Annotated in this window: 16 protein-coding genes; 7 read left to right on the top strand and 9 right to left on the bottom strand. The window is 68.1% G+C overall.

Annotated features, from left to right (window positions below; genetic code table 11):
• Positions 1-122: 122 nt before the first annotated feature.
• The gene (locus ACQPYH_RS04930) at positions 123-1,088 is read right to left on the bottom strand and encodes a TAXI family TRAP transporter solute-binding subunit (protein ID WP_432887209.1); all 966 of its coding nucleotides are present in this window, start codon (positions 1,086-1,088) and stop codon (positions 123-125) included.
• Positions 1,085-3,094 carry a TRAP transporter permease gene (locus tag ACQPYH_RS04925; RefSeq protein ID WP_432887206.1) on the bottom strand — a complete coding sequence of 670 codons (2,010 nt, stop codon included), beginning with the start codon at positions 3,092-3,094 and terminating at the stop codon, positions 1,085-1,087. Before ACQPYH_RS04925 ends, ACQPYH_RS04930 begins: the two co-directional genes overlap by 4 nt.
• A gap of 118 nt (positions 3,095-3,212) precedes the next feature.
• On the opposite strand from ACQPYH_RS04925, the gene ACQPYH_RS04920 reads away from it, so the two are divergent.
• Together ACQPYH_RS04920 and ACQPYH_RS04915 are read left to right on the top strand one after the other, a co-directional pair.
• A complete protein-coding gene (locus ACQPYH_RS04920) occupies positions 3,213-3,878 on the top strand; it encodes a response regulator transcription factor (protein WP_012918592.1) in 666 nt (221 codons plus the stop codon).
• Between the two features lie 3 nt (positions 3,879-3,881).
• Positions 3,882-5,258: a sensor histidine kinase gene (locus tag ACQPYH_RS04915; protein WP_432887200.1), complete on the top strand. Its 1,377-nt coding sequence runs from the start codon at positions 3,882-3,884 to the stop codon at positions 5,256-5,258.
• A gap of 10 nt (positions 5,259-5,268) precedes the next feature.
• Here ACQPYH_RS04915 and ACQPYH_RS04910 read toward each other — a convergent pair whose 3' ends face one another.
• A complete protein-coding gene (locus tag ACQPYH_RS04910; RefSeq protein WP_432887197.1) occupies positions 5,269-6,309 on the bottom strand; it encodes a TAXI family TRAP transporter solute-binding subunit in 1,041 nt (346 codons plus the stop codon).
• A 189-nt stretch (positions 6,310-6,498) separates the two neighbouring features.
• On the opposite strand from ACQPYH_RS04910, the gene ACQPYH_RS04905 reads away from it, so the two are divergent.
• Positions 6,499-9,513, top strand: a complete 3,015-nt coding sequence (locus ACQPYH_RS04905; protein WP_432887194.1) for an alpha-mannosidase — start codon at positions 6,499-6,501, stop codon at positions 9,511-9,513.
• Positions 9,514-9,667: 154 nt separating this feature from the next.
• Here ACQPYH_RS04905 and ACQPYH_RS04900 read toward each other — a convergent pair whose 3' ends face one another.
• Positions 9,668-10,501 (bottom strand): SGNH/GDSL hydrolase family protein, encoded by an 834-nt coding sequence (locus tag ACQPYH_RS04900; RefSeq protein WP_432887191.1) that lies wholly within the window; start codon positions 10,499-10,501, stop codon positions 9,668-9,670.
• A gap of 100 nt (positions 10,502-10,601) precedes the next feature.
• Between ACQPYH_RS04900 and ACQPYH_RS04895 the strand changes: the two genes are divergently transcribed.
• Both ACQPYH_RS04895 and ACQPYH_RS04890 read left to right on the top strand, forming a co-directional pair.
• Positions 10,602-11,849, top strand: coding sequence for a PucR family transcriptional regulator (locus ACQPYH_RS04895; RefSeq protein ID WP_432887188.1), 1,248 nt, complete (start codon positions 10,602-10,604; stop codon positions 11,847-11,849).
• A 14-nt stretch (positions 11,850-11,863) separates the two neighbouring features.
• Complete coding sequence (locus ACQPYH_RS04890) at positions 11,864-13,189, top strand: cytochrome P450 (protein WP_432887185.1); 1,326 nt, start codon at positions 11,864-11,866, stop codon at positions 13,187-13,189.
• 76 nt (positions 13,190-13,265) lie between these two features.
• Here the strand turns inward: ACQPYH_RS04890 and ACQPYH_RS04885 are convergent, their stop codons facing one another.
• Entirely contained in the window at positions 13,266-13,769 is a 504-nt protein-coding gene (locus ACQPYH_RS04885; protein WP_432887182.1) for a DUF5709 domain-containing protein, read from the bottom strand.
• 57 nt (positions 13,770-13,826) lie between these two features.
• Here ACQPYH_RS04885 and ACQPYH_RS04880 point away from each other — a divergent pair, with 57 nt between their 5' ends.
• On the top strand, positions 13,827-14,981 hold the full coding sequence (locus ACQPYH_RS04880) for an FUSC family protein (RefSeq protein ID WP_432887179.1): 1,155 nt from the start codon (positions 13,827-13,829) through the stop codon (positions 14,979-14,981).
• A 1,192-nt stretch (positions 14,982-16,173) separates the two neighbouring features.
• On the opposite strand, the gene ACQPYH_RS04875 is transcribed toward ACQPYH_RS04880, so the two are convergent.
• Positions 16,174-16,617, bottom strand: coding sequence for an OsmC family protein (locus ACQPYH_RS04875; protein ID WP_432887176.1), 444 nt, complete (start codon positions 16,615-16,617; stop codon positions 16,174-16,176).
• Positions 16,618-16,624: 7 nt separating this feature from the next.
• The gene (locus tag ACQPYH_RS04870) at positions 16,625-17,770 is read right to left on the bottom strand and encodes a phosphatidylinositol-specific phospholipase C1-like protein (protein WP_432887173.1); all 1,146 of its coding nucleotides are present in this window, start codon (positions 17,768-17,770) and stop codon (positions 16,625-16,627) included.
• Between the two features lie 92 nt (positions 17,771-17,862).
• Here ACQPYH_RS04870 and ACQPYH_RS04865 point away from each other — a divergent pair, with 92 nt between their 5' ends.
• Complete coding sequence (locus ACQPYH_RS04865) at positions 17,863-18,480, top strand: TetR/AcrR family transcriptional regulator (protein ID WP_130446242.1); 618 nt, start codon at positions 17,863-17,865, stop codon at positions 18,478-18,480.
• Between the two features lie 28 nt (positions 18,481-18,508).
• On the opposite strand, the gene ACQPYH_RS04860 is transcribed toward ACQPYH_RS04865, so the two are convergent.
• Both ACQPYH_RS04860 and ACQPYH_RS04855 read right to left on the bottom strand, forming a co-directional pair.
• Positions 18,509-18,907, bottom strand: coding sequence for a hypothetical protein (locus ACQPYH_RS04860; RefSeq protein ID WP_432887170.1), 399 nt, complete (start codon positions 18,905-18,907; stop codon positions 18,509-18,511).
• Positions 18,908-19,102: 195 nt separating this feature from the next.
• The gene (locus ACQPYH_RS04855; RefSeq protein ID WP_432887167.1) at positions 19,103-20,965 is read right to left on the bottom strand and encodes a DUF5107 domain-containing protein; all 1,863 of its coding nucleotides are present in this window, start codon (positions 20,963-20,965) and stop codon (positions 19,103-19,105) included.
• Positions 20,966-20,985 lie beyond the last annotated feature (20 nt).

The raw sequence follows: 20,985 nt of genomic DNA, 5'->3' as shown, positions 1-20,985 counted from the left end.
GAGACGGGCCCTGCGTCCTCCCCCGCTGCGCCTGGTGTGCGGGGGAGGACGGTCTGTGAGCTGGTCACGAGCCGCTCCAGGCCCCTTAAGGTCCGGTGCCCACCTCGTAAACCAGCAAGCTGCTATTCCAGCCCGTCGATCGCCTTCTTCGCGCCGGGGTGCAATGGCACCGGGTCGGTCTTCTCAGCGTTCTCGAGCGTGATGCCCTTCGCGGCCGCGTTCACCGCGACCAGCGCATCCATGTTGTCGTAGATGACCTTCGTCAACTGCTCTGCGAGCTCGTCCTTCATGTCCTTGCGGACGAGCAGCACGTTCGGTACGACGATCGTCGGTACGTCGGCGGCCTGCTTGTAGGTCGCTGCGGGGATCGGCGCCTGCGTGTAGACCGAACCGTACTTCTCCTGCATTTTCGGCAGGAGATCCGTGATCGGCAACAGCTTCACACCCTTGCCCAGGCTCGTGGTCAGGTCGGTGATCCCGCCGGTGGGCAGGCCGCCGGACCAGACCAGAGCGTCGATCGAGCCCGACTTCATCGCGTCCACCGACTCCGGCAACCCCAGCCGCTGGGCAGTGACGTCGTGAGCCGGATCCAGCCCGGCCGCCTCCAGCAGCCGGCGCGCGATCACCTCGGTCCCCGAGTTCGGCGAACCGGTCGAGACCCGCTTGCCCTTCAGGTCCGCGATCGAGTTGACCCCGGCCGACGTCCGTACGGCGACCTGCGTGTAGTTGTTGTACAACCGCGTCAGCGCGACCACGTCCTGCTTGGACTTGAAGCTGTTCTCGCCCTTCACAGCGTCCGACGCCGAGTCGCCCAGCGAGAAGGCGATGTCGTAGTTCCCCGCCACCAGGCCCTGGATGTTCTGCACCGACGCACCGGTCTCACTGGCCGTCGCGCGGTACCCGGACACCTTGGAAGAGATCACCGAGGCCAGCGCACCACCGAGCTGGTAGTACACCCCCGTCGTGTTGCCCGTGGCAATCGTCAGTCGCCCGCCGCCGTCCGAGGACCCGGCAGGTTCACGCTGACCGCCACAGGCAGCCAGCGAGACGACAGCAACAAGCGCCACAACAGTGGTGCGGAGTCTCATGGGGCAACGGTTCCTTCCGCGGAAGAGGCCTGGCGCTGCCGCCGGACCAGATTGATGACGACGGCAACAAGTAGCAAACAGATTCCGACCGTGATGGTTACGGGCGCGAGGTACAGCAACAACGCCGCGGCGGGTACGCAGACCGCCCGCTCGAGCCAGGTCGCCCGGACGAAGACCCAACCGCCTGTCACGACAGCGAGTGCGGCGACGGCGAGCATCGACACCAGCGTGGTCCACACCATCCCGATGAACGATCCCTGACCGAGCAGGTGCGCGCCGTTGTCGGTGAGCACGAAGGCGAACGGGACCAGGAACGCCGGCAGCGTGTACTTCCACGCCTGCCACATCGTCGGCATCACCTTGCCGCCGGTGATCGCGGCCGTCGCGACCGCGGCCAGCGCGGTCGGCGGCGAGACCTCGGACAGTACGGCGTAGTAGAAGATGAACATGTATGCCTCGGGCTGCGTCACCCCGAGGTTCACCAGCGCCGGCGAGATGATCACCGCCGCGATGATGAACGACGCGGTCACCGGCACCGCGAGCCCGAGGATCAGTACGGCGAACCCGGACAGCACCACGGTCAGAATCAGGACCGCGGTGTGGTTCGAGGTCAGCCCGTGCGCCGCGTTGACGATGATCTCGGCCAGATTCAGCCCGAGACCGGTCTGGGTGGTGACCGCGACGATCACGCCCGCGGTCGCACAGGTCGCCGCCACCGGCAGCACCGAACGGGTGCCCTGGGCAAGCGCCTTGAACAACGGCCGACCTGTCAGCCGGTGCTCGCGATCCAGGAACGACAGCCCGAACTGGATGATCACCGCGTAGACGACGGCCTTGAACGGCGGTACGTCGACCGCCATGAACGCGATGATCACGAACAACGACAGGAAGTGGTACCCGAACCGCAGCAGCAACCGCCACGCCGAGTCCGTCGACGTCCCCGCAGAAGTCGTCCCGTGCTTACGGGCATCGATCTCGATCGCGAGCAGGATCCCGAGGTAGTACAGGATCGTCGGAATCACCGCGAACCCGAGGACCTTCAAGTACGACACCTGCAGGAACTCCGCGATGATGAACGCGGCCGCGCCCAGCGTCGGCGGCGACAGGATCGCACCGATGCCGGACGCGGCGAGCATTCCGCCTGCCGGTTCGGGCGGGTAGCCGGCCCGGCGCAGGATCGGCCACGACACGGTGCCGAGCGACACGGCGGTCGCCGTACCGGAGCCGGACACGCTGCCGAGCAGGAAGCCCGCGAGCGTGACCGTTCGGCCCGGCGCCGTACGGCTGCGTTTGAAGGCCGCGAAGGACAGGTCGATGAAGAACTTGCCGGCGCCCGAGTAGTCGAGCACCGCGCCGTAGATGGTGAAGAGCACGATGTACGACGCCGCGACACTCAACGGTGTCCCGTAGAAGCCCGCCGTACCCATCGTGAACTGCGCGATGATCGCGTCGAAGTTGAAGCCCTGATGGGCGAGCGACCACGTGTAGGGCAGGTAGCCGCCGTAGTACGCGTAGGCGATGAACACCAGGCTGAAGACCGGCAGGACCCAGCCCGTCGTACGACGACATGCCTCGAGCAACAAAATCAGCAGCAGAGCGCCGGCCACCACATCCAGTGTGGTCGGCGTCTGCCGGCGCTCGAGAAATCCGTCGAAGTCGAACAGCGGATAGACGCAGACTGCCAACGCGACGGCAGCGAGAATCCAGTCGGCGACACCCGGATCGTCATGCGTGCGAGCCCGGCCGGGAAGACGAAAGCCGCGATAACACAGCAGCGTGATCGGCAGAACCGCTGCGAGAAAGATCACCAAGTAGAACTGCGTGCCTTGTGGTAGTGGGAAGAAAACCTGTGCAAGGACGCCGACACTGACGATTGCGCACCAGACCGAAACAACCAGGTCCAGGGCAGGCCTGAGCCGCCGAGCGGGGCGTTCCTGCTCATACTCGGCCAGTTCTTCCTCGGAGGGCGTGGTCACGCCTCCCCCGGTACGAACACCGACAGTCATCTACCGGTTCCCTCCTGTGGTCGGAAGGCTAATGTTGCCGAACACTGCGTGGAGTCGCGTGATTACGTCTTTACCAAGATCTGACACATGAGGGCGTGACCTGGCCTACGATCACCGCATGAGTGGCGCGGTCCGGATTCTGCTGGTCGAGGACGATCTCGATATCGCCAATGCCCTGATACCCGCTTTGCGGCGCTACGGCTTGATGGTGACGCACGTTCGCACCGCCGCGGACGCCCTGGCGGCGGATCCCGGCGACCTGGTCCTGCTGGACCTGGGACTGCCGGACGGGGACGGCATCAACGTCTGCCGGCAGATCCGCACGGTGTCGGATGTGCCGGTGATCGCGGTGACGGCGCGCGGCGAGGCCGCGGACCGGGTGCGCGGCCTGCGCAGCGGCGCCGACGACTACGTGGTCAAACCGTTCGCGATTTCCGAACTGCTGGCCCGCATCGATGCTGTACTACGTCGTACCGGTCTCTTGCAGCCCCGCCCCCGGGTGACCGTCGGCGACCTGACCGTGGATATCGAAGCTCGCACGGTTCAGGTGGCGGACAAGCCCATCAGCCTGACCCGCAAGGAGTTCGACGTGCTAGCAGTGCTGGCCGCTCACCACGGCCGGGTGGTCCCCCGTGAACAGGTCGCCCTGTACGCCTGGCAGTCGGTCTTCGAGGCGTCCTCGCGGACCATGGACGTCCACGTCGCCAGCCTGCGCGCGAAGCTCGGCCGGCCAGAACTCGTGCAGACCATCCGCGGCGTCGGCTACCGCCTGGGTTCGGACTGACCGTTGCGCCGTCGACTACTGCAGTCCCTCGTCCCGATGGTGGTCGCGCTGGCCATCGTCGCCGTCATCCCGCTGGCGAACTTCATCGCCACGAGTACGTCGCGCACGCTGTTCCTGTCCCGGAGCAACGACGCGGACTGGTTCGCCACCATGGCGGAGTCCCCGCTGCAGACCGGTGACATCGCCAACCTGCGTGAGCTGGCAGTCCGGTACCAGGAGCTGTACAACACGCCGGTCTTCGTGGTCGACGTCGACTCCCGCGTCATCGCGACCTCCGTGTCCGGTGTGGACGTGAAGGAGCCGGCTATCGCGACCGCGCTGCACAGCACGCTGGCCGGCCGGCTGCCGCCTGAGCCGCCCGCACTGTGGCCGTGGCGCTCCGGCGAGATGATCGTGTCCCGTCCGGTCGTCAACAACGGCAGCGTCCTCGGTGCCGCCGTACTGCGGGTGCCGACCCAGAGCGCCCGCGACCAGGTGCAGCGTGGACTGCTGCTGCTCCTCGGCGGCCTGCTGATCAGCATCGGCGCGATCATCGTCGGTATCGTCCGGCCGATCACCCGCTGGGTGCTCCGGCCGCTGCAGGACCTCGACAACGCGACGCACCAGATCACCCGCGGCGCGCTCGACACCCGGGTCTCGACCGACGGCCGTGCACCAGAGCTACGCCGCCTCGGCGACAGCTTCAACTCGATGGCGCTGAGCCTGCACCAGGCCCGTCAGCGTGAGCGTGAGTTCGTCGCGGACGCGTCGCACCAGTTGCGTACGCCGCTCACGTCGGCCCGGATCCACATCGAGGGCCTGTCCCGGCTGTCACCGACCGCACGGTTCGCGCTCAGCGACATCGACCGGCTCGGCCGGATCGTCCAGCGGCTGTCCCGCCTGGCCGGCTCGGACCGCCCGTCCAGCGACGACGGCGGCGGCAGCGAGGAGCCGCTGGACCTTTCGCAGGCAGTGAAGGAGCGCCTGGTCGGCTGGAAGGCCGTGTACGCCGCGGACGACCTGGAGCTGATCATCGGCGAGATGGTCCCCGGTGGGGTCGCGCCGGAGCTCGAGGTCGACGACATCCTCGACGTACTGCTCGACAACGCGTCCAAGTACGGCGCTCCGCCGGTGGAGGTCTCGGTCACGCGGGACGGCACCGAGGTCGTCATGTCGGTCCGCGACCACGGCCTGGGGCTCGGTTCACGCGACCTGAAGAAGGTCGGCGAGCGGTTCTGGCGCAGCGCGCACCACCGGGAGATGCCGGGCACCGGTCTCGGTCTGGCGATCGTCCGCTCCGAGGCGGCCCGGGTCGGCGGCCGCGTGGTCGCCCGCCCGCCGATCGGCGGCGGCCTGGTGATCGAGGTCCGCGTCCCGCTGATCGACGACTACGACGTGTGAATCAGGACGCTCAGATGTGATTCTGCCGGTACCAGCGCTCGGCAGCGGGATGGAGCGGGACCGGCATCGTGGAGATGGCCGAGCGAGGGTCGAGGGCGCCGGCTTCCGGATGCTTCGGGATCAGGTCGTTCTGGCGGCGGAACAGCGTGTTGACCGTCCACCACGCCCACGAGTCGGACAGCCCCGGCTTCGCGATCAGGTAGTTCGGGACCGCCAGCGTCTGCACCGAGCTGGCCAGTCCGTACTGCGACGGCGGGATCGCCGACACGACGAAACCGCCGAACTCCTTCAGCGCGATCGTCTGCGCGACCTTCGTGATGTCCAGCAGCCGGAAGCCGAGAGTGCTCTGCAGCTTCGCGATCGGCACCGTCGGCACGCCGCCGCTCCAGATGAACGCATCGATCGAGCCCCGGGTGGCGGTGCCCTTCGGGGTCAGCGCCGCGACCGACTGCTCCAGGGTCATGTTGACCCGCGTGACATCTACCTTCGCCTCGTCGAGGATCATGTCGGCGACGATCTGGGTGCCGGAGCCCTTCGGCCCGATGCTGACGACCATCTTCCGCGCGGTCGGGTCGTCCTTGGGCCGATTCAGGTCCGTCAGCTCCTTGGCCTTCGAGGCCATCGGCACGACGATGTGCACGTAGTTGTCGTACACCCGGGCGAGCGCGCTGAACCGCAGCGGGCCCTTGCTGAACTGACCGGTGCCCTCGTACGCCGCGAGCGCCGAGTCCGACGTGCAGAAGCCGAGGTCGGCGGTGCGGGCCGCGACCTTGACCAGGTTCTCGACCGACCCGTTGCTCGGCAGCGGCTTCAGCTCCACGCCGGTGACTTCGCTCACGAGTGCACTGAGCGCCGTACCGAAGACGTTGTAGACGCCGCCGGGGTTGCCGGTGACGAAGGTCCCGGCCGCAGCGGGCGCGGGCTCGTCCGCTCGGCCGCGGGAGCAGCCGGGCACCAGCAGGGCCGACGCGGCTGCGGCTCCGAAGCCGAGAACATTGCGTCTCGTCATCCCAGTCGGCCGGGCAGGGGTCAGCAGGCGGGGGCGTTCCATGCACACAACCTAGACAACAACCGGGCCTCGGGGGTAGCCGCGCCCGCGCCCGCAACCGAACCGCTACCGACAGGTAAGCCTGGATACCGTGGCCAAACTGCGTCTGGACGGGCCAGGGGTAGGTGTGACAGCGTTGTCATCCGTGCGGCCGTCGCGGTCGCGTGAGGATCTCCCCCGGAGGCTGATTTCGTGCACGACGACCGTCAACTCATCGAGGAGCGGCTCAGGCGCGCCCTGCGGGAGCGGCTCCGCCCCGCGATCTACGGCGCGGCGGTCCCGCTGGACATCGAGGTGTGGCACGCACCCGGTGAGCCCGTGTCCCCCGCCGAGGCGCTGGCCCAGACCTACGAGAAGGCCGAGATCGGCCTGCCGTGGGGTCCGGCCTGGGGCACCGCGTGGTTCAAGTTCAGCGGCCAGGTCCCGTCCGAATGGGCCGGCAGCGAGATCGAGGCGGTCATCGACCTCGGCTTCAGCGGCGGCCCCGGCTTCTCCGCCGAGGGCCTGGTGCACACCACCTCCGGCAAGCCGCTCAAGGGCCTGCACCCGCGGCAGACGTACGCCCCGCTGTCGATCCTCGGCCCGGACGGTACGGCGGCCTCGGCCGGCGACACCGTCGAGTTCTACGTCGAGGGCGCCGCGAACCCGGAGATCCCGCTCGACAACGCCTACGCGAAGGTCGACATCGGCGCCAAGCTCGGCGACCACCCGATCTACCAGCTCGCCCGCGCCGACCTGGCCGTGTTCAACGCCGAGGTGTGGGACCTGATCCTCGACCTCGAGGCGCTCAACAGCCTGCAGAACGAGCTGTCCGCCCAGGAGCCGCGCCGTCGCGAGATCCTGCGCGCGATCAGCCGTTCGCTGGACGTCCTCGACTACGAGAACGTCGCCGGCACCGCCGCGGACGCGCGCGCCCAGCTGACCGACGTACTGAGTCGTCCGGCCCACGCCAGCGCGCACCAGCTGTCCGCGGTCGGGCACGCGCATATCGACTCCGCCTGGCTGTGGCCGCTGCGGGAGACGCGGCGGAAGGTCGCCCGTACGGTCTCCAACGTCGCCACCCTGGCCGAGGAGTACCCGGAGCTGGTCTTCGCGTTCTCGCAGGCCCAGCAGCACGCCTGGGTGAAGGACAACTACCCCGAGGTCTGGGAGCGGCTGAAGAAGGCCGTTGCCGAGGGCACCATCGTCCCCGTGGGCGGCATGTGGGTCGAGTCCGACACCAACCTGCCCGGCAGCGAGGCGCTGGCCCGGCAGTTCGTGCACGGCAAGCGGTTCTTCCTGGACGAGTACGGGATCGACACCCAGGAGGTCTGGCTGCCGGACTCGTTCGGCTACACCGCGGCGCTGCCGCAGCTGGTGAAGCTGTCCGGCTCGAAGTGGTTCCTGACCCAGAAGATCTCCTGGAACAAGGAGAACAAGTTCCCGCACCACACCTTCTGGTGGGAGGGCCTGGACGGGACGCGGGTGTTCACCCACTTCCCGCCGATCGACACGTACAACTCCGACCTGTCCGGTCGCGAGCTTGCACACGCGCAGCGGAACTTCCAGGAGAACGGCGCCGCGACCCGCTCGCTGGTTCCGTTCGGGTACGGCGACGGCGGTGGCGGCCCCACCCGTGAGTTCGTCGCGACCGCTCGCCGGGTGAAGGACCTGGAGTCCTCGCCGAAGGTGACGATCGAGTCCCCGACCGAGTTCTTCAGCGCCGCCGAGGAGGAGTACAGCGAGCACGCTCCGGTCTGGTCCGGCGAGCTCTACCTGGAGATCCATCGGGCGACGTACACCTCGCAGGCCAAGACCAAGCAGGGCAACCGGCGGACCGAGCACCTGCTCCGCGAGGCCGAGCTGTGGACCACGGCGGCCGTTGTCGCGGGCAAGCTCGACACGTACCCGTACGAGGACCTGGACCGGTTGTGGAAGATCGCGCTGCTGCACCAGTTCCACGACATCCTGCCCGGCTCGTCGATCTCGTGGGTGCACCGCGAGGCCGAGCGTACGTACGCGAAGATCGCCGACGAGCTCGACGCGATCATCTCCCGCGCGCAGCAGGCGTTGGCCGGCGAGGGTGACGAGCAGATCGTCTTCAACGCCGCGCCGCACGGCCGCAACGGCGTCGCCGGCCTCGGCGCGGGCATCGCTGCCACCGCGGGCCCGACGGTCACCGTCGAGAACGGCGTGATCGACAACGGCCGCATCCGGGTCACGATCGACGAGCGCGGTCTGATCACCTCGCTGTACGACGTCGAGGCCGAGCGCGAGGTCATCGCACCAGGTGCCGTGGGCAACCTTCTCCAGCTGCACGTGGACACCCCGAACCACTGGGACGCGTGGGACGTCGACTCGTTCTACAAGAACAACGTCCGCGACGTCACCGAGGTCGACAGCGTCGACTTCAGCACGGACGACGACGAGGCCGTCGTCGTCGTGACTCGCTCGTTCGGCCGGTCCACCGTCACCCAGACGCTGCGGGTCCGCCCGGGCACCAAGCGGGTCGACATCGAGACCGAGATGGACTGGCACGAGACCGAGAAGTTCCTCAAGGCGGCGTACCCGGTCGACGTCCACGCGGACCGGTCGGCGTCGGAGACGCAGTTCGGGCACATCTTCCGGCCGACGCACCAGAACACCTCGTGGGACGCGGCGAAGTTCGAGATCGCGGCGCACCGCTGGGTGCACGTCGGCGAGCCCGGGTACGGCGTTGCCGTGGTCAACGACTCGACGTACGGCCACGACATCAACCGGACCGCGCGTGCAGACGGCGGTACGACGACCACGATCCGGACGTCGCTGATCCGCGCGCCGCGGTTCCCCGACCCCAAGACCGACCAGGGCGTCCACGTGGTGAACCACGCACTGGTCGTCGGGGCCGGCATCCCGGAGGCGATCGAGGAGGGTTACGCGATCAACCTCCCCGAGCGCGTGATCACGGGTGCGGACGACGTCGAGCCGATCGTTGCCCTGGACAACGACAACGTCATCGTCGAGGCCATCAAGCTGGCGGATGACAAGTCGGGCGACGTGGTTGTCCGCCTCTACGAATCCACCGGCGGCCGCTCCCGAGCCACCATCAAGCCGTCCTTCCAGGCCTCCTCGGCCACCGAGGTCGACCTGCTGGAACGCCACCTGGCAGACCGCGAACTGAAAGACAACGGAGTCTCCCTCGACCTCCGCCCCTTCCAGATCCAGACCCTCCGCTTCAAGCGTTCCTGATCCCCCACCCCCGAAGGCCCGCCCGTCCACCAGACAGGCGGGCATTCGGCGTTTGGTGGGTACACCCACCAGACAACGGGTTGGCCAGCCGGAATCCGGTTGGCCAACCCACACTCTCGTGGGCGTACCCACCAAACGGGCGGGTCCCAGGGGGTCAGCGGGCGGCGGTGGCTACGAGGTCGGCGAAGGCGGCCATGCCGCGGGCGCTGGGGTGGAGGGGTGCTGCGGCTGAGGTGGGGATTAAGCCCTCGAGCCAGCGGTCGGGAACTGGGGCGCAGGCGTCGTGGGTGATGCTGGGGGTGCGGAGGTCTACGTAGTGGGCGCCGTGGGCGGCGGATTGTTGGGCGAGCATGGTGTTGAGGCGGTCGATGGTTGCCTGGAGGTAGTTGGCGTCGACCGGCCAGACGGGGATGACGGGGTAGCAGCCGTTGGGGCGGATGTACGTGCCGTAGCCGGTGACGAGGATGCGGGCGTTCGGCGCGAGCTGGTGGATCCGGTCGAGGGCTTGGCCGAAGGGAGCAGCGGTGGCCGCGATGCGCGCCGCGAGTTGGTCCTGGCCGCCGGCGGTGAGGCGCGCCTTGCACGAGGCCCCGGCGGGCGGTGGGAGCAGGTTGATGCAGCTCAGTGCCGCGGATACCAGCCCGGTGTCGTTCCCTCCGATGGCGACCGTCACCAGATCGGTCGTCGGCTTGAGAGCGTCGTACTGCGGTGCCTCGAACCCGAACTGCTTCCCGCTGAAGTCAGGAATGACCGCACCGGAGCAGGTCACGTCCTTCAACTGCGCACCGAGCAACTGAGCCGCGACATGCGGGTAGTTCACCCCGGACCGTAGGCACGGTACGTCGACCTGCGGCGGGATCAGCGGCCCCGCAGCAGACGAGTCGCCGAGTGCGACGTACTCGAGCGGCCCGTCCGCCCGCGCCACCGCCGGACCGGTCAGGAGCCCGGCCAGCAGTACGCCGACCGCCAGCAGACCTGTTCGCCTCATCGCCATCACCCTTCGTCGCCGATCGTTCACTACCCTTGGGTAGTAATGTTCGACCCCAAAGCGCCCGCCGGTCGCTAGGGCGAGACCCAGACTTCGAGGGGTGATCGTTGTGACGGATCACAACGAGCTGCGTTCCGGCGGCGTACCCGTGCACGAGATCCTGCGCACCGACCTCAGCCGCCTGGTCGACGACGTACTGCGCCGGCTGGTCGCCGATATCCCGCTCTACGCCCAGCTGCCCGACGAGGAACTGCAGGGCGATATCCGCCGCATCACCGAGCGGACGCTGCGCGCATTCGCCGAGACGTTCCGCACCGGCGTCGTACCGACCGGCGAGGCGCTCGATCCGCTGCGGGAGTCCGCGACCCGTCGCGCCGAGGAGGGCGTGCCGCTCGAGGCGCTGCTCGCGGCGTACCACCTGGGCGGGAGGGTCTGCGCGGATCACGTCGCGGCAAGGTTCCAACCTGACGAGCTCCAGGACGCGATCGCGCTCAACCGGCTGATCCTCGACTTCCTCCAGCGGGTGACCGCGGTCGTATCGGCCAGCTACTTCGAGGAGCGGCAGTCGATCGTCGGCGAGGACCAGGCGAGCCGGCAATCCGTCTTCGCGGCGCTGCTCGACGGCCGCCCGGTCGACGAGTCCGTCGGGCGAGGCTTGCGGTTGCCGACGAAGTACGTCGTCCTCGGCCTGACGGCGGGGTCCCATCCGGACGAACGCCGGCCCGGCGTCGACAGCGCGATTGTTGCCCGCCGCAAGCTCCGGCGGATCCGGGTGGAGCTGGACCGCATCCCGGGCAGCATGTCCGGCTTGAGCCCGGACGGCGGAATCGCCCTGCTCCCGGCACCGACCGGCGCAGACTCCGACGCGCCGCGGCCCCACTCGATCGAGCTCCCCGGCCTCCGGGACAGGCTGAGCCGGGCCGCCGGTGTCGACATCACGCTCGCCGGCACAACCGTCGTACCGGGCGACGTTCCGGCAGGAGTCGCCTTGGTACGCGACCTTCTGGACGTGGTCCGCGTTCACGGCAGACCGCCCGGCGTCTACGAGCTCGACGATCTCCTGCTCGAATACCAGCTGGGCCGCCCGGGTCCGGCACGCGATCGCCTAGCCGAAATGCTCACTCCATTGGCCGACCGAGCCGACCTGATGACAACCCTCAGGTCCTATCTGGGCAACGCGCGCAACCGCCGGCAGACAGCTGCCGACCTGCACGTCCACGCCAACACTGTCGACTACCGCCTCCGCCAGGTCGGCAGGTTGACCGGGCTCGATCCGGTCCAGGACGACCAGCTGCCGCGGATCGTCGCAGCCCTTGTCGCGTTCGATGCCCGGCGTTCACCCACCTGACGTAGCGTGAAGATATGGCTCCGACACCCTTGCTCGGTTCCCGGACTCTCGACCGGCAGACGGCCCGCACGCTGCCGCCAGGCCCGAAGCTCCCGACGCTCCTGCAGACCGTGCTGTTCGCGAGTCACCGCCGGACGTTCTTCCCGCGGATGCGGGCGAAGTACGGCGACGTGTTCACGATCCGCCTGGTGCCGTCGAGCCGGGTGTGCGTCGTACTGAGCCGGCCGGACCACATCCGTGAGGTGTTCGGCAGCCCGCCCGCAGTGATGCACGCCGGCGAAGGCAACACGGTGCTCGAGCCGATCATGGGTTCGCACTCGTTGCTGCTGCTCGACGACGAGGACCACGTCCGGATGCGCAAGCAGTTGATGCCGGCGTTCTCCGGCGCGGCGCTGCGCGGGTACGCCGGGATGGTGCTCGAGCTCGCACAGGCCGAGGTCGCGAAATGGCCGGTGGACAAGCCGTTCAAGGTGCACCAGCGGATGCGGAACCTGACGCTCGAGATCATCCTGCAGGTGGTCTTCGGCGTGACCGACATCGACCGGCTGAACACCCTGCGCCCGCTGATGGACAAGATCGTCTCGGTGTCGCCGGTGATCATGCTCGGCGGCTTCTACCCGCCGCTGCTCCGGATCCGGCCGTGGAAGACGTACCTCGACACCCAGCGCAAGGTCGACGAGATCCTGTCCGACGAGATCGCCAAGCGCCGCGAGACGTTTGCCGGGCGCAACGACGTACTCTCGCGACTGCTTGCTGCGGGCAACTGGTCCGACGTCGAGCTGCGGGATCAGCTGGTGACGTTGCTGCTGGCCGGGCACGAGACGACGGCGACCGCGATGGCGTGGGCGTTCCACGAGCTGGCCCGGCGGCCGGAGGATCTCGCGTTCGGGCAGCGGGCAGCGGATGCCGGCGCGGACGACGAGCTGGAGGCGATGGTCAAGGAGGCGTTGCGGGTGCATCCCGTGGTGTACCAGGTCGGCCGCCGCCTCACCGAGACCACCGACATCGCCGGCTACCGCCTGCCCCGCGGTACGACGATCATGGCCGCGATCGGGCTGGTCCACCGCGATGCCGAGCACTTCCCGATGCCGGAGGAGTTCCGCCCGCAGCGGTTCCTGTCCGACGACCCGCCGGCGCCAGGGACCTGGATGCCCTTCGGCGGCGGCGCCCGGCGCTGCATCGGCGCCGGCTTCTCGCTGATGGAAGGCACGGAGATCCTCCGCGCCGCCCTGAGCACCTACAACTTCCAGGCCCCGCACCCGAAGCCCGAACCACCCCAGGCGAAGAACGTCACGCTGGTTCCCCGCCACGGATCGGTGGTCAGCGTCACCCGGCGGTAGCTCGCTGGCTGGTTATGTGGTCGACGGCGCCCCTGTATGACGTCACCGGTGAAATAACCCGCCAGCGAGCGGCAACTCAGTCCTCGGGGTCGGTGACGTCGCCGAGGTCGACGTTGTCGTAGCTCTCGAGGTCTTCCTCGTCGTCGTCCTCGAGCTCGAAGTTGTCCTCGTCGTCCACGACGTGGACGGCTGCCTCTTCGGCTCCTGCCGCGGCGCCGTCGATGCCGACGTCTTCGGCGAACAGCTCATCGTCGTCGTCGCCGCGCGAGCCCTCGTCGGAGGCGACCAGCCGGCCGGAGCGCCGTACGCCGACCTCCGGGCCGCCGACATCCTCGCCGTCCTCGGCGTACGGGTCGGTGTCGGGGACCTCCTGGCCGAGCCGCTGATCCAGCGTCTCGCCCTGCAGCGCCTCGTCGGCCGTCGTGCCGAATCCTTCGCCCGCGGACCACTTCTCCGGCGGCGAGTACCCCTCGTCGAGCAGATCGTCGACACCCCGGTCGTTCAGGGTGTCCTCCTTCTGCAGCTGATCCTCATCGTCGACGGAGTAGCTGCCGTAGTCCTCACGGTTGTTGTCGCTCATGGGGCAACCTTGGCGCGTCGCAGGCGGTGGAATCAAGCTCGACGCAGAATGGGGCAGGTGGATCCGGTCAGGCTGACGTTGGACCAGTTGCGGGAGCTGCGCGACGATATCGCGCCGCGGGCCGCCCAGCGGTCGCGTGCCTCGATCGACCGGCGGATCGAACGCTGGCGTAGCCGGGCCTTCTTCATCACCCAGTGCGCGCTCGCCGCCGGAGTCGCCTGGGCGCTCGGCCGGTACGTCCTCGGCCACAAGGCACCCTTCTTCGCGCCGGTCGCGGCGATGGTGTGCCTCGGGTTCAGCTTCGGCCAGCGGCTGCGGCGGGTGGCCGAGCTGATGGTCGGCGTGGCGGTCGGAGTCGGCGTCGGCGACCTGTTCGTCCGCGGATTCGGCACCGGCGTGGTGCAGATCGTCTTCGTGATCGCGCTCGCGATGAGCGTCGCCGTACTGCTCGGCGCCGGCAATCTGATGACCACGCAGGCCGGCGTCCAGGCCGCGATCGTCACCACCCTGCTGCCGAACCCGAGCGCCGGTTTCAGCCGCTGGCTCGACGCGGTCCTCGGTGGCCTCGTCGCGCTGGCGGCCGCCACGATCGCCCCGGCCGCCGCGATCAGGCGTCCGCGGCAACAAGCCTCCGGCGTACTGAGTGAGCTGGCCGAGATCCTGATCGAGACCGCGGAAGGGCTCCGCACGCGCGACGAGGAGGCGGTTACCGATGCGCTCCGCCGCGCCCGGTCGAGCGAGTCCCAGCTCGACGACCTGCGCAGTGCCGCCGAGGAGGGCATCGCGGTGGTCCGGCTGTCGCCGTTCCGCCGTCGGCACCGCGGGCGGGTGCAGGAGATCGCCGATCTCGTCATACCGCTCGATCGCGCGATCCGGAACGTCCGGGTCCTGGTACGGCGCTGTGCGGTGTCCGTCTGGCGGGACGAGGCGATGCCCTCGGAGTACCCGATGCTGCTCGAGCGCCTCGCCGACGGTACCCGCCTGATCGGCGAATCACTGTTCGAGCCGGCCGCCGACGTCGCCGCACACCGCGTGCTGGGCGAGCTCGGCCGCCGTACTGCGGTGATGCCCCTGCCGCACGGGCTGTCCGCGGTCGTCGTGCTGGGTCAGCTCCGGTCGACGATCATCGACCTGCTCGAGCTGACCGGCACGTCGTACGACGACGCCCGGAAACTCGTCCCACTGCGGCTGGACGGGCTCGACGAGAAGTAGTGGTTCAGGTCACATCGCGGATTCCCGTCATACCTGCGCGTCGGGTGCGTCTCACTGGCATGACGATCCACCGACTGATGACCACGATGGCCAACGAGCAGGTCCGTGAGCTCGAGGACCTGCTGGCGGTCGACAACCAGACCACAGACGACCGGAGCGACGCCGCCGCCGAGCAGTAAGGCGCGAACCGGACGAACGGATCCCCGGCGGCGCGCCGGACGGTCTTGCCCACCGAGCTAGACCGCACGGAAGTCGCACCAACGCAGAGGCGCCCAGTGCGAGGCGCCGCCGGATCCGTTTCCGGTGCACCGCCACAGAGGTGCACCTAAAACCACCCGCCGACCATCCTGACGCCGCTTGCGCGAGGCTCAGGCCGGTCCGGCGGGTGGTTTTTGCCTGAAGGAACTGAAGAGACGGCTGTCCAACAGTCTCAGGCGAACCCGAAGCAAAAGAACAAAGAACAAAAGAGGATTCAAGGTCGTGGCCGGCTTGGCGATCGGCCGCCAGTTCGACTTATCCGGTCGCGGATCCACGACACCGTCGGCTGGCTGATTCCATACAGGTCCGCCAGCCGAGCGGGCGCAGTCAAACTCGCGGTCGATCACCGAGGTCGGCCGCCAGTCTGTGTCTCTTCTTTGAGGGCTATTCAGAAGTGCTGGGTGAGTCCGCGTGGTGGAGGCGCGGTGGGATGCCGGGAGAGCTTGAAGCCCAAGCCTGCCCCGACACCAGCCGGATCCGGTGTCGGAGTCGTCGAGTCGTGGGTTCTGGCGATATTTTGCAGCCACTGTCCACGACTCGGCGTACCGGCTTGGGGCTCTTGTCCACGACTCGGCGAACCAGCGCCGGTCGGGCAGCTGCCAGGTCTGTGTGATCCTGCTGGTTGGTCTGCATCTGGACAGGACGTGTGCCTCCAACGGCCGGCCCCGGGCTGCTCGCGTACGCCTGAGACCGAGCCCGACACCATCACACCTCCTGTCGAGGTGTAGATCTGAGGGGCCAAACCCGAGGGATGGGACCCTAGACCCCAACACCTGTGAGACCGAAGCCAGCGGTGGCCCAGGTCCGAGGTTGCCTCCAGGGCAGGCTCCTGCGACGACCCAGCGCGCGAAACGCGCCGACCGAACAACACGCCCTGAGTTCCGGAGCCAGCCACTCCTATGAATCCTTCTTCTTCAGGGTTTCCTGGAGGAGGTCAGGTGGCGATGGTGATCTCGGTGGTTACTGAGTTTGCGATGAAGCATTCCTGGTGGGACAGGTGGTGGATTTTTTCGATTGTTTCGGCGTCTGGTTCGGGGCCGTTCCAGACGATCTTGGGGTGCAGGGTGACCTGCGTGATCGCCAGTCGGCCCGCGGCGTTTGGTGCCATCACGCCGATCGCGTGGTCGTCGTACGCGTCTACTACCAGGCGTTTCCGGGCCGCGATCGACAAGAAGGTCAGCATGTGGCAGGACGACAGGGCCGCCACGAACGCCTCCTCAGGGTCGACCGGGCCCGGGTTGCCCAGGTACTTCGGGTTCGCCGAGCCGGGCACCGTGATGCCGCCGTCGAAGCGCCACTCGTGGTCGCGGTTGTAGCTGTCGTAGGCGAAGTCGTACTCGCCACGGCTCCAACTCACATCGACCACATGCTCCGACATCTTCAGCTCACCCTTCCGAGACAGCCGTCTTCGCGGTTGCGGTGACGGGATTGAATCGTACGGGAGTGTGCCCGGGCAGCTTCGCGACGAAGTCGCTGTCGTAGCGAGCAGCCATACCGGCGACCGGGAAGTCCGTGGTCACCCACTGCGCGCCGCTGTCCAGAGCAATCCCGAGCCGCGTGTAGTCCTTGTCGCGGATCGTTGCCATCGGCTCGTCGGACCGGGTCCGGACGAGGTAGCCCTTGCGAACCAGCCGCTGGATCTCGGCCTGGCCCGTACCGCGCGGGTCGTTCACCTCGGTGACCGCAGCGTCCGGCGCACCCTCCGGCCCGCGGGTGAAGACCGCCCGGCCCTCCAGGTTCGGCTTGCCGGCGGTGTAGGTGTCGCGGATCGCGCCCGGTCCGCCGTTGTCGAAGTAGAACATCACCTGACCGCGGACGTCCTTCAGCTTCGGCCAGCCCTTGGTCAGCACGGACTTCTCGAGCGTCAGGCCGGGCTTGCGTACGTCGTCCGGCGTGAGGATCTCGTTCTCCGTGAACACCGAGCGGATCTCGGTGTCGACGCTGTCCAGGTTGCCCGCGTCCCACGGCGGCGCGACGACGCCGCCGGCCGCGACCACGTTCGGGTCGGACTGCTTCAGTTCGAGGTTGATCGCGATCGGCACGTGGCTCGGGTGCGCGTCGGACCAGGTCTTCACCTGCTGCAGGCACAGCACGAAGGTGTCGCAGTTGGTGTTGTAGTCGAAGTCCGGGATGTGCATGACCTTGATCCCGGGCTTGGCCATCGCCGGGTCGGTCAGCGGTCCCTGGCCGGTCAGCTTCCGGATCAGCGGGTACGTGTACAGGCCGCCCTGCGGGTCCGGGAACAGGTCCAGCTCGAGCGAGCGGACGTTCTGGTCCTCGAGTTGCTGGGAGATCGGAGCGTGCGAGTACCAGAGGTCGACCGAGCCAGCGTTCTGCTGCTGCTGGACCTTCTGCTCGTTCGGGCTGAGCTCCCGGTGGTACGAGTTGTGCGACCCGACGACCTGCATCTGGTTCAGCCGCAGGCTGTCCCCGTCGTGCGAGTCGTGCTTGCTGACCGCCGTACCGGCGACCCCGGACGCGGCCAGTGCCACCGAAGCCAGGCCGGCCACCGCGGTTCTGCTGATGCGCATGCGAAAACGTCCCCTCCGTCGACTGCGATTGAGGGCAATCTGTCACAGGAAGGTGGCAACGTTGTCCCCCCGGACGATGGACAATGAGCGACATGGTGACTTCGGGGGCGTATCCGCTCCGCCGTACGCCGACCCAGGACCGCGCCAGCCGGCAGGTCGAGCGGATCCTGGACGCGGCCTGTGCCGAGGTGGTCGAGCGCGGGTACGACGCGGCGTCGACGAGCGGGATCGCGAAACGGGCCGAGATCGCGGTCGGCAGCGTGTACCGGTACTTCCCGGACAAGCGCAGCCTGATCCAGGCGATCGAGCGGCGGAACCAGGCGCGCTACACCGAAGCGGTCAGCGAGCGCCTGGCCGACGTGTCGAGCTGGCGGGCGGCGGTCGACGTCACGCTGGACACGTTCCGGGAGATGCACCGGACCGATCCGGGGTTCAAGGCGGTCGTGCTCAGCGGGCTCGGCGATCCGGAGCTGGAGTCGAAGCCGGGCGAGTTCGACGATCAGCACGCCGGTGAGTTCGCGGAGCTGCTCGCGGCGCGGTTCGGCGCGCGGGATTCGCGGGACTTCCGCCTGGCCGTCACGCTCAGCATCGCGATGGGCGAGTCGCTGGCTCATCTGGCGGATCGGTTGTCCGCGGACGAGGCGGAGTACGTGCTGGATCAGGGCCGGCCGGTGTTGTACAACCTGCTCGCCCCTCATCTGCCTGCTTGAGCCGGGGGTGGCTCAAGCAGGTGAACGGTCAGGCGGCCCGAGCTGCGGTGGGCAGCCCCAGGGCCGGCCAGTGGCTGACCCGGCCGGCCAGACGGGCCCGGCGGGGAGTCCGGACGTCGTACGCGACGATCACCCGGTCAGCCTTGGCGTAAGTAATCCTGCTCCCGACCGGGAACTTGCGGGCGACCTCGTACGGTCCCTCGCCCCGACGGGTGTAGTACTCGACGATGACCTCGGTGTAGACGGCCGGGGCACCGCTCTCCAGTTGGCCGCGGACCGGGCCACGCACCCGGATCACTCGTCCCGCGGTCTTCTCTTCCGTGCTGCTGGGTTCGTTCCGCCGGATTCCGGCCAGAACATCGGTCACGATGAACGCTGCAACCACCAGCACCAGGCCGAACCCACCTAGTACAACGATCGTCAACATGGCACTCACCCCCGACGCGCCGCCCGCGAGCGACGCGGTCGTTGTTGTCGTTCCTGCCTCGCGCGGCCTTCGCCGCACACCGGTGAGACGCCACCGGATTCCACTTGGTTCCAGGTAAGTACAAATTCTTTTCTACAGCATCATGGTAGAGCCCGGTGGAGCGGTGTTGCTAGAGGTAGAGTTGACCTGTAGTTGTCAGATTCCGCCCATTCCGAACTGGTACTGCGGCGGTACTGGCCGCTCTGTGCCGAGTGCCTGTTCGGCGGCGACCCAGTAGTCGGTGAGTGGATTCGCGCCTTCACGGACCGTCGCCAGCTGGATACCCGCGGCCAGCAGGTCGTGTGCTGCGGCTGGATCGCCGGCCTCCAGGGCATGCCGGACGCGCAGGAGCTGGATCCGCGGGTCGTCCGGGGCATGCTCGAGCAGCCGTTCCGCCCGTACGACGTCGGAGTCAAGGGCGGCCGCTACCGCCTCAACCACCAACGGAACCAGGCCAGGCAGCAATTCGACGGCATGTTCGTAGTACGACAGATCGCCCGTCACCAGACCCAGGTTGCGCAGCGCCCAGCCGTTGTCGCCGGACCGCTTCCACGCGTCGATCGCGCCGTCGACATCACCGTAGTAGTGCCGCGCGACTCCCCTGTGATACCAAACCAGCCAGTTGTCCTCGGCCACTTCCAGTAACTCCCGCCAGGCCACCAGCGTCCCATCCGGTACGCCGTCAACGGCCGGCAACTGCCCTTCGAGCAGGGGCAGCCAAGCCCGCTCCCGGGCAGTCATCGTGTCAGCGTCGAACGGTGTACCTGCCGACACCGCCCATCCGGTCCGGGCCAATTCCAACGCGCCCCACCCCGACCCCACCGCGAGCCGTTCTACCGGAGCCGCATCTACAACACCCAGCCAGTCAGCCTCCCGACCAGCCAGCCCATCCAGCACCCCCGCCAACGCAGCCGCCCCAGCGCGACGAGCTGTCTGCCAGTCCTCGGAGTGCGCAGCACCCGCGTTCATCGACAGACGCCCGTACGCCTCCATCCAGTGCCACTCCGTGCGCGCGGGCAGCTTCAAGTGCTCCATCTGCGTCCGCGCGAGCCCCGCCTGAATCTCGGCGTACCCGTCACCCTCAAGACCAGGCGACAGCCACTCCTGCCACCGCCGCCCGCCATCGCCCTGACCCCAGACAAACAGCTTCCGCCCCTGCAGCCGCTCGGTCGACGCCTGCACCAAGCCGGCCCCCGAGCCGTCCACCGACGCGATCCACGAGCGCTCCTCCGCCATCGGCTCGAAGAAGTAATCGACTGCCCGCGTATGGCGCATCGGATAGGTGAGGTCGGTCTCGACGTCGATCAGATCGAGCCGGCTCCCGTACCCAAACCGCCACGCCTGGTCCGCCGGCACCAGCACCCGAGTGTCCGGCGTCTGCGCGACCGCCATGTTCGACCACCAGTACGCCGGAACCTCGACGTCGGACGGGTTCTGCAGCCGGACGCCGACGTACAGGAACTCGGAATCAGCGGGCAGCCAGAAGTCGAGCTGGGTGACGAGGTTGCGGGTCCGTTCGAGCTCCCACAGGCGCAGCATCGGCGTACCGTCCGGGCCCTCGACGCGGGCGGCGTGCATCGGCGCGCAGGTGCCGGTCCAGTGGCCGGTACTGCCGACGTTCCACTCGACGCCGCCGGCGAACCAGGCGTTGCGCAGGGCAAGGTTCGCGGGCTGGAACACCGGGTTGCGGTAGAGCAGTTCCCGATCGGTGGCCTTGTGGACCATCGAGTACAGCCGTCCGCCGAGACTCGGGAGGACGGTCGCGCGGAGATGATCGTTCTCGAGCACGAGCGCAGGGAGCGAGGTCTCGACCAGAGTGCGGTCGTACCCGTCCTGGTTCAGGCACGGGAGCGGGCTGTGCAGCTGCCCGTACTCGATGTTCTCCCGCAGCCCGTCCGGAAGCTCGGCGATGTTCTCGACCTGATGCATCTCCCGCTGGGTCCGGAGCGGAGCGAGCGGGTTCTCCGGACCGAGCGAAGCTGCGGGAATCACGAGGTTTTGCGCAGAAAGGATCGTCACAGCCACATCTTCGCAAGTGC

The sequence above is a fragment of the Kribbella sp. CA-245084 genome, assembly GCF_050942355.1.
Lineage (GTDB): Bacteria > Actinomycetota > Actinomycetes > Propionibacteriales > Kribbellaceae > Kribbella.
Note: the sequence above shows the minus strand (reverse complement) of the source record. Positions and strands in the feature narration are given on the sequence as shown.

What these genes read in the sequence shown, in the direction of transcription:
- ACQPYH_RS04930 (WP_432887209.1), bottom strand. Translation starts at nt 1,088, where the DNA reads ATGAGACTCCGCACCACTGTTGTGGCGCTTGTTGCTGTCGTCTCGCTG.
- ACQPYH_RS04925 (WP_432887206.1), bottom strand. Translation starts at nt 3,094, where the DNA reads ATGACTGTCGGTGTTCGTACCGGGGGAGGCGTGACCACGCCCTCCGAG.
- ACQPYH_RS04920 (WP_012918592.1), top strand. Translation starts at nt 3,213, where the DNA reads ATGAGTGGCGCGGTCCGGATTCTGCTGGTCGAGGACGATCTCGATATC.
- ACQPYH_RS04910 (WP_432887197.1), bottom strand. Translation starts at nt 6,309, where the DNA reads ATGGAACGCCCCCGCCTGCTGACCCCTGCCCGGCCGACTGGGATGACG.
- ACQPYH_RS04900 (WP_432887191.1), bottom strand. Translation starts at nt 10,501, where the DNA reads ATGAGGCGAACAGGTCTGCTGGCGGTCGGCGTACTGCTGGCCGGGCTC.
- ACQPYH_RS04890 (WP_432887185.1), top strand. Translation starts at nt 11,864, where the DNA reads ATGGCTCCGACACCCTTGCTCGGTTCCCGGACTCTCGACCGGCAGACG.
- ACQPYH_RS04885 (WP_432887182.1), bottom strand. Translation starts at nt 13,769, where the DNA reads ATGAGCGACAACAACCGTGAGGACTACGGCAGCTACTCCGTCGACGAT.
- ACQPYH_RS04875 (WP_432887176.1), bottom strand. Translation starts at nt 16,617, where the DNA reads ATGTCGGAGCATGTGGTCGATGTGAGTTGGAGCCGTGGCGAGTACGAC.
- ACQPYH_RS04870 (WP_432887173.1), bottom strand. Translation starts at nt 17,770, where the DNA reads ATGCGCATCAGCAGAACCGCGGTGGCCGGCCTGGCTTCGGTGGCACTG.
- ACQPYH_RS04865 (WP_130446242.1), top strand. Translation starts at nt 17,863, where the DNA reads ATGGTGACTTCGGGGGCGTATCCGCTCCGCCGTACGCCGACCCAGGAC.
- ACQPYH_RS04860 (WP_432887170.1), bottom strand. Translation starts at nt 18,907, where the DNA reads ATGTTGACGATCGTTGTACTAGGTGGGTTCGGCCTGGTGCTGGTGGTT.